The organism is Sneathiella sp. (assembly GCF_041689005.1).
Classification (GTDB): Bacteria; Pseudomonadota; Alphaproteobacteria; order Sneathiellales; family Sneathiellaceae; genus Sneathiella.
Window position 1 is genome coordinate 1 of record NZ_JBDNHC010000080.1, and the last position, 8,360, is coordinate 8,360.

The following is an 8,360-nucleotide window of genomic DNA, read 5'->3' on the forward strand; positions in this document are numbered from 1 at the left end:
GCTATCCGTACCCATCCGGAAAGACTGTCTTCCCTCGGCTACAGCGTTCTCAATCTTCGCCTGTCGGTGTTCTCCCTCAGCGCCGCCATCGCCGGACTTGCCGGCGCCCTGTTTGTAACCCTGGACGGCTTCGCCTCTCCCACCCTGATCGGGTTTACTCTGTCGACCGAGGCCCTCATCTGGGTTGCCATTGGCGGCAAGGAGATGTTGCTCGCTGCCTTTCTCGGTGCCATCTTCACCCGCACCGCCGAAAACTGGCTGTCCGAAATATTCGGGGATTACTGGCTGCTCATCCTCGGTATTACCTTCATGATAAGCGTTGTCCTGTTGCCCCGGGGCCTACTCGCGACGCCGATGGCAAAACTGGGCAAGCTGAAATGGTTTCGGACACGGCGTTAGAGATCCGGCTCGCGCATTCGCTCAACCACTCGTCCGGGCTTGACGCAGTATCGCCGCCCGCAGCCGGTGCGGCAGCATCGGCGCCCGAGTGACCCGGACGCCGGTCGCATTCCGGATCGCGCTGAAGATCGCCGGGGCGGTCGGGACCAGCCCGGGCTCGCCCACGCCCTTGGCGCCGAAGGGGCCAAGCGGCTCAGGATCCTCGATAATAAAAACATCAATTTCCGGCATGTCCCCGATGGTCGGGATGAGATAGTCATGTAGGTTTTCTGTTTTTCCCGGGATATATTCCTCCATCAGGGCCATCCCTAGCCCCTGGGCGATACCACCATGGATCTGCCCTTCGACCTGTTGCGGGTTTATCGCCCGCCCGACATCATGAGCAGCCAGGATACGGGTGACGCGGGTCGTTCCAAGGTCGAGATCGACCGAGACTTCGGCGATCTGGGCGGCGAAGCCATAGGTCGCATAGGGCACCCCCTGCCCGTTACCATCGAGCGGCATGGTTGGTGGATCAAAACGACCTTCGGCCCGGAACACCATGCCGTCTTTATCGCTTGCGAGGCCGGACAGCTCTATTTCGCGGACAGTTCCGTCCTCCACGATGCGCAAGGTTGTCCCGGCCAGATCGAGCCGCGCCCCTGTCCCGGCGTTGGCATGGCGAAGGATTTGACCGCGCAAAGCTGTTCCTGCTATCTCGGCGGCCTTGCCCGAGACAAACGTCTGCCGCGAGGCGGAGGTCTTTCCGGCATCACGGGTTAGGTCCGTATCCCCCATGATATAGGAGAATTTCTGGACAGGGAGGCCAAGGGCATCAGCGCAGATCTGCGGCAAGATCGTGTTTGATCCCTGACCGATATCCACCGCCCCATTGAACAGGACAAGACTGCCATCGCGCCCGATACCAACATCCATGGTCGACGGATTTGAGATCGCCGTATTCCCAATACCGTACCACATTGCCCCGATTCCAACGCCTTTACGGATCGGCCCCCGTTGGTTCTGCTGATTGAAACTGCTTGTGGCGGCGGTCAACTTCGTCCAGTGCGGTTGAAGCTTCTGAAGACATTCTGCAAGGCCGGCACTTGCCTGCAATACCTGCCCTGTTGCCGTTTCGTCGCCGCACCGAACGGCATTCAACAATCGGATGTCAAGCCGGTCCACGCCAATAGCTTCCGCGAGGTCATCCATCATCGCCTCATGCGCAATCGCGGCCTGCGGAACGCCGAACCCTCGGAATGCACCGCTTGGCGGAGAATTGGTGAAATAGGCGCGCCCGGTCACATGGACATTGGGAACATAATAGGGGCCGCTGCCATGAACGGGAACACGCTCTGCAACCGTTGGCCCCCAGGAGGCATAGGCGCCAGTGTTGAACTCCGCTGTCATGTCCACCGAGACAAGCCGTCCATCGCGGCGGGCGGTGAATTTACAGGCAATCTCGGTGGGATGGCGCTTGGTGCTGGCGGCCATGCTTTCCGGGCGCTCGTACACACAGGCGACCGGTTTATTGAAACGTAGCGCGGCAACCGCCAGAACCGGTTGGACGGAGAGATCAAGCTTGCCGCCAAAGCCGCCCCCGCACGCCGTCGGCAGGACGCGAACCCTGCCCGCGTCTATCTGGAGAATGCTGGCAATCTCGGCGCGGTCCATGGCCGCCGTCTGTGTCGTCACATGCATCTCCAGCCCCCGAGACCCATGCGGGCCGACAGGCTGCGCCCATCCTGCTTCCGGCTCGATATAGGCATGCTCAACAAAGGAAGTTTCAAACCGCCCTTCTACCGTGATATCTGTAGCTTGCGGCGCCTCCCTCGCAGTCGACTTTAAGACTTGCCCTTCTATCAGAAGGTTTCCGGGCTTGTCTGCATGAAGCTGAGCCGCCCCCGGTGCCTTCGCCGCGGCAATCCCGGCGACCGGCGGTTTTTCTGTTAGCCGGATCAGAAGATCGGCAAGGGTAATTTTAACCACCCCTTCACGGGTGCCGACAACGGCGACAATGGCATCGCCGCGATACCGAACGCAGGTTTCCGCAAGGACTGGCTGGTCCTTACCGGTGGCGTAAATCCCGAAGCGATTGAACGGCACGTCTTTATGGGTGAGAATGCCCTCCAGACCTTCCGTCCGGGAAATAATATCCGCAAAATCACCCAGTTCGATATCGGCGCTGGCGAAGGGGGAACGAATGATTTTCACCCATAGGCAATCGGCCGGAATAGCATCGGCGCCGAAAATTTCGGTGCCCGTCAGTTTCGCCGGACCGTCAAGTTTGGCAATCGACACTCCCACAGATTTGCTTGGCGCTGTCGCAGCATCGGAAAAAGAGGCCGTCACATCCATCACCGCCTCGATGATTTTCTGGTAACCGGTACAGCGGCATAAAACACCGCCCAAGGCGTCCTCAACTTGGACACGGTTCGGGGTTTGGTTTCTCCGAAGAAGGTCCGACGCGGCCATCAGCATTCCCGGGGTACAAATCCCGCATTGAACGGCCCCGTGACGGAGGAAGGCGGCTTGCAGGTCGTTCAGCAATTCCTGACCGCCCAATCCCTCGACTGTGGTGATATCCTTTTCCGCAGCCTGTTGCGCCGACATCATACAGGCACATATTTGCCGGTCCTCCACCAGCACGGTGCAGGCCCCGCAATCGCCCGCATTGCAGCCGACCTTTGTCCCGATCAAGCCAAGATGGTCGCGCAGAACATCGCTCAGCCGGGTTGCGGGCGCAAGCGTCAACGGATAGTTTTTTCCGTTTACCCGGAAAGTCAGATCCATAGTCACGCTCCGCGCCCAAGGGTATCGAGTGCCCGCCGCACGAGCGTGAGAGCTGCATCCAACCGATATTCCCGGCTGGCGCGGACATCGGTAACTGGCGCCAGAGCCGCAAGATGATCGGCGGTCACCAGAGCCGCGAGATCCTTATTTTTTTCCCTGCCCGTAATGACCTGTTCAAGGCCGTCAAGACGCATGGCAACTTCCGAGCAGGCACCGATGGCGATACGGCAGGTTGTGATGATACCGGCCTCATCCATTTCCACAACAATCGCCACCATAACCATGGAAATGACCAGATATTTTCGTGCTCCGAGCTTCAAAAACAGACTTTTCACCTGTGGGGAGCCTGTCTTCGGGACGAGAACAGCTGTTAGAATTTCTCCTGATCGCAGTACCGTTTTTCGGTTGCCGGTGATAAAGTCGGCAAGGTTGATGGTCCGTGTTCTTTCGCCCGTGGAAAGTTCTACACTTGCCCCGAGGCTGAGGAAGACCGGCACACCATCTGCCGCCGGAGACGCATTGCACAGATTGCCGCCGATGGTCCCGGCATTCTGTACCTGCTGTCCGCCAACTTCCCGCGCGGCAGTCTTCAGACCGTCAAATAAAAGTGGTAAATTCGCGTCCAGAATATCCCGCCAGGTGGTTATTGCCCCAAAATGCCAGAAATCATCCGTCTCCCTTATTCCCTTGAGGTCGGACATATTTGTAATATCCACAATATTTTTGGGGAGAGGCTGGCCAACCCGCTGGGGATAGAAATCAGTACCCCCCGCCAGAATATGGGCCTTGCCGTCGGAGAGAGCCGCTCTCAACTCCGTCAGGCTTTGCGGCAGACAATAATCGCCCATTTAACGTATTCCGGAAATGTCAGGCATGGGTCCTGAATATAGGAAGGAGCCAACCCATGTCAAAGCCGAAGTCGGGCGATTGCGGCAGCTATCTTTCATATCCAGGATTTTCACCGGTGGTTTGGGCCAATTCACCGATTTTATATTGCAATGATCACAATTCATAATAAAACAGCAATGAAGCCCTTTTAAACAATAATTCGGGATTAACCGGCCGGGAGGCCCAATCTTATCACGCGAAAGGACGATCTTGCCCGATATAAAGCTTGAGAAAAGCTGGCTGGACCAATTGCGTCCGGAGTTTGACAAGCCGTATATGCTGTCCCTGAGGCGGTTCCTCGCCGAGGAAAAAGCCGCGGCGAAAGTCATCTATCCAAAGGGGTCAGAGATTTTTTCCTCCTTTGATGCCGCCCCCTTTGATAAGGTTAAGCTGGTTATCCTGGGTCAGGATCCCTATCATGGACCGGGACAGGCGCATGGCCTCAGCTTCTCAGTTCGGCCGGGCGTTGCCATTCCGCCCTCCCTTCGTAATATATATCAGGAACTTGACCGCGACCTCGGGATTCCCCCCGCCTCCCATGGCTATCTCGCGCATTGGGCCGAACAGGGCGTCCTGCTTCTCTACAGCGTTCTCACTGTCGAGAGAGGGTTGGCCGCTTCCCATCAAGGGCGCGGGTGGGAGAGTTTCACCGATGCCGCCATTGCCGCCCTGAATGAAAAGCGAAAGAATATCGTGTTTCTGCTGTGGGGTAGTTATGCACAGAAAAAAGGCAGTTTTATAGATGGATCGCGCCATTATGTGCTGAAAAGCCCCCATCCTTCCCCGTTGTCCGCCCATCGCGGGTTCATCGGAAACGGGCATTTCTCAAAGGCAAACGCCTTTTTCCAAGAAACGCATCAGCAACAGATTGATTGGTCCCTGGACAATATGGAGAAAAGTGATGTCACAGTCGGTGCTTGACCATCTACCGCGGGTTATCGGCCATCGGGGGGCCTGCGGCCACGCGCCGGAGAACACGCTCGCCTCTATTCGCAAAGCCGCTGAACTCGGCACCACCTTCATCGAGATCGATGTAACGTTGACGGCAGATAATATTGCCGTCATTCAGCATGACAGCGACGTTGACCGCTGCACCAACGGATCGGGCCCGATCCTTCTTAAAACACTGGCCGAGATTAAAAAGCTCGATGCGGGAAGCTGGTTTACTCCAGAGTTCGCGGGCGAGCGAATTCCGACGCTGAAAGAAGCGACCATCGCCATTCGCGAGTTGTCCCTCGGCCTTAATCTTGAAATCAAGCCGACAAACGGCTGGCAAATCCCAACGGCGGAACAGGTCGGCCGGGAACTGCTGGATTACTGGCCGGCCGATGTGCCGCTGTTACTCTCATCGTTCAATATCGAGGCGCTCACCGCCATCGGCTCCCTCTTGCCAGAGGTGCCGCGTGGATATCTCTCGGTCGCCATCCCCCCTGATTGGGAAAAACGGCTTAAGGAGGCCGGTTGCGCCTCGCTCCATTGTGAAAAAGAATATGTCACGAAAGAAAAGGTAGCGGCTGTCCGTAGCGCCGGTTACCGGTTTCTGGTCTATACCGTCAATGATGTCGACAGCGCGCAACAATTCCTTGACTGGGGGGTCGATGCAGTGATCACAGATTTTCCTGACCGCCTCCTTAAAGGGTTACGGTCGAGTTAGTCCTCTTTCTCGCCAGCAACCATATAGGCGCCTGACGACATCAGCGAATTTATCCGGCGCATATCGCTCAGCAGGCTCAAATGCACCGCACTTGCCTCCTGATCCATCAACTCATCACTGCGCAGGCGCTTGAGATGATCGCTGACGGCCTGACGCTCGACTTTCCGGAACCGCTGTTTTCTCTGGATCAGGCTCACCGCCGTCGCCGCATCGCTGGTCATCAGAACACTGAAGGACAGGCGCAAATTCATCGTCGCCAGATCCAGTATTCGAACCACATCCTTCAAATCCTCCGGGGACTGAACGATCTGGTGTTTCGCGCTGGTTTCGATCAGTTCCAGCATATTCATGACAACGATATTGCCGATGTGATCGAGGGCGGTCGTGAAATTGAGAATTTCGTTGCAGCGTGTCTCGTCCTGCTCGTCAAGGGATTCGCGCCCCAATTTCGTCAAGTAGTTTTTTATCGCCTTGTCGAATTCCTTGATCACATTGTCTGCGTCGCGGATTTTCTTGAAATAGTGCGGTTGGCCGGTCTCAAGGAGCTGTTTCAGGTCACGGCACATGGTCTCCAGCACATCGCCCATGCGCAGGGTATCGCGCACCGCATTGGCCATCGCCAGCTGCGGGCTTTCAAGTGCGGCCTTGTCAAGGTAAAGCGGCGTCGGTGCGTTGGGATCACCTACGGTATCCTGTGGCAGTAATTTTTCCGTCAGGCGGCTGAGGGGGCCAATGAAGGGCAAGAAAATAAGCGCGCAGGCAAGGTTCAAGGCGGTATGGAAATTGACGATCTGCCGCGCCGGTGACGGTTCAAACATTGCGATATAATGAGCTAATACCTCAATGAAGGGAATGGACACGAGAACGATAACAAGCCGACAGATGAAATTGGCAAGCGGCGGCCGCCGCGCTGCTTTATCCGCTTTAAGTGTGGCCATAATTGGCGGGACAGAGCCGCCAAGATTTGCTCCCAGCACCATGGCATAGGCAACATCAAGCGGGAAATGACCTGTCATGGCGAGGGACAGGGCGAACAGGACAGTCGCCAGACTGGAATGGGCTATGAGGGTGATGACGGCGGCCAGGATCACGACGAGGACCGGTTCCCCCGACAGAGAGCTTAGCACGAACTGCGAAATCTCGGAGGTTCTGATGGGTTCGGACGCGAGCGCCAGCATTTTCAGCGCCGTCAGCATCATGCCGAGCCCAAGAACAATGCGGCCAAGGTTCTTGGCGCGGGTTGTGCTGGCCGTTGAATGGCGCACAAAACCGACGAACAGCAAGACCGGTGCCAGGAATGAAAAATCGAAACTCAGGACCTGTGCAACAATCGTCGTGCCAACGTCGGCGCCGAGCATAACGGCGATCCCCGCTGTTGCTGGCACTAGTCCACGTCCGGCAAAGGATGCCGTAAGCAAAGCGGTGGCTGTACTGCTTTGCAGTAGCATGGTGACGCCCAGGCCGCCAAAGAACGATTGCACCCGGTTTTTCAGGCAGAACTTCAGGAAGGCGCTTAATTCGCGGCCGAAGGCCCGCATCACGCCGGTATTGACCATTCTCAGGCCCCATAACAGCAGGGCCACTCCCCCCATCAGATTTATTAAAACAACCGTACCGTCCAATGATTTACCCTTAACTCTACCATTTCTTTGTTATTTTAATGAATTTAGATCACAATTACGACCTGAATTTCGCCCATTTCAACATTATTTCAGGGAAATTCCATCTAAATCAACAAAACCTATATACCTCGTATAGCTAGATATCAAGATTTCCATTAACCGCCCTTCCAAATAACTCACTATAGTCCCCCGCCGACAAGGCGATTGGATTACCATCGGCAGAGGGATCTTCCGCCGCCATTGCGCCCACAAGCTCCATCTGTGCCGTATCAATACCGAGTGCCGTCAGGTCATTCGGAATGGACAACCCCTCGCGCAAGGACAATACCCACTGCAGAAAACTATCAAATGACGGGTTTTTAAGGCCAAGGTAGGCAGAAAGCCGACTAATACGGTCCGCAATGGCCTCCCGGTTCCGGAGCAGGACATAGGGCATCAGGATCGCATTCAGCATCCCATGATGGGCGTCGTACAACGCGCCAAGCGGATGCGCCAGAGCATGCATGCCACCAAGCCCGCGCTGAAACGCCGTCGCTCCCATGGTGGAGGCAATCATCATCTGGCTTCTGGCGACAAGATCGTTGCCATCGGCGCAGGCATCAGGCAAATATTCCCAAACAAGACGAATACCCTCAATGGCAATCCCCTCTGCCATCGGATGAAAATGCGGGGAACAGAAAGCCTCCAGGTTATGGGACAGGGCATCGATGCCGGTCGCCGCTGTTATCATTCGCGGCAGGCCGACAGTCAGCTCCGGATCGGCAATCACGACGGAGGGCATCATGCGTGGATTAAACACAATTCGTTTTATATGCTTTTCCGCATCGGTGATGACCGACGCCCGCCCGACTTCCGAACCGGTACCCGCTGTTGTCGGCACGGCAATGATCGGCGGAATATCGCCCGGATTGATTGTCTCCCAGTCATCGCCATTGGCGGTGAAACCGAACAGCGTTGCCTCCTGCCGGGCCATTAACGCAACCGCCTTCGCCGCGTCGAGGGCCGATCCGCCGCCAAAGGCGATA

6 protein-coding genes and 1 pseudogene are annotated in these 8,360 nt (G+C 56.5%); 3 read left to right on the forward strand and 4 right to left on the reverse strand.

Translation table 11 applies throughout. The features are described from left to right. A pseudogene (locus ACESNI_RS10125) lies at positions 1-399 on the forward strand (branched-chain amino acid ABC transporter permease); the annotation flags it as partial. Positions 400-420: 21 nt separating this feature from the next. Here the strand turns inward: ACESNI_RS10125 and ACESNI_RS10130 are convergent. Continuing rightward, complete coding sequence (locus tag ACESNI_RS10130) at positions 421-3,171, reverse strand: molybdopterin-dependent oxidoreductase (RefSeq protein ID WP_373086498.1); 2,751 nt, start codon at positions 3,169-3,171, stop codon at positions 421-423. Between the two features lie 2 nt (positions 3,172-3,173). Next, on the reverse strand, positions 3,174-4,019 hold the full coding sequence (locus ACESNI_RS10135; protein ID WP_373086499.1) for a xanthine dehydrogenase family protein subunit M: 846 nt from the start codon (positions 4,017-4,019) through the stop codon (positions 3,174-3,176). 250 nt (positions 4,020-4,269) lie between these two features. Here ACESNI_RS10135 and ung point away from each other — a divergent pair, with 250 nt between their 5' ends. Together ung and ACESNI_RS10145 are read left to right on the forward strand one after the other, a co-directional pair. Beyond that, positions 4,270-4,980, forward strand: a complete 711-nt coding sequence (ung, locus tag ACESNI_RS10140; protein WP_373086500.1) for a uracil-DNA glycosylase — start codon at positions 4,270-4,272, stop codon at positions 4,978-4,980. After that, the gene (locus ACESNI_RS10145; RefSeq protein ID WP_373086501.1) at positions 4,961-5,713 is read left to right on the forward strand and encodes a glycerophosphoryl diester phosphodiesterase; all 753 of its coding nucleotides are present in this window, start codon (positions 4,961-4,963) and stop codon (positions 5,711-5,713) included. The genes ung and ACESNI_RS10145 overlap by 20 nt, the downstream gene beginning before the upstream one ends. Here the strand turns inward: ACESNI_RS10145 and ACESNI_RS10150 are convergent. Further along, positions 5,710-7,335, reverse strand: coding sequence for a Na/Pi cotransporter family protein (locus ACESNI_RS10150; protein ID WP_373086502.1), 1,626 nt, complete (start codon positions 7,333-7,335; stop codon positions 5,710-5,712). The two genes, ACESNI_RS10145 and ACESNI_RS10150, sit on opposite strands and share 4 nt — an antisense overlap. A gap of 136 nt (positions 7,336-7,471) precedes the next feature. Next, positions 7,472-8,360: iron-containing alcohol dehydrogenase (locus ACESNI_RS10155; RefSeq protein WP_373086503.1), on the reverse strand; the 889-nt coding region annotated here is incomplete at its 5' end.

What these genes read in the sequence shown, in the direction of transcription:
- ACESNI_RS10130 (WP_373086498.1), bottom strand. Translation starts at nt 3,171, where the DNA reads ATGGATCTGACTTTCCGGGTAAACGGAAAAAACTATCCGTTGACGCTT.
- ACESNI_RS10135 (WP_373086499.1), bottom strand. Translation starts at nt 4,019, where the DNA reads ATGGGCGATTATTGTCTGCCGCAAAGCCTGACGGAGTTGAGAGCGGCT.
- ACESNI_RS10145 (WP_373086501.1), top strand. Translation starts at nt 4,961, where the DNA reads ATGTCACAGTCGGTGCTTGACCATCTACCGCGGGTTATCGGCCATCGG.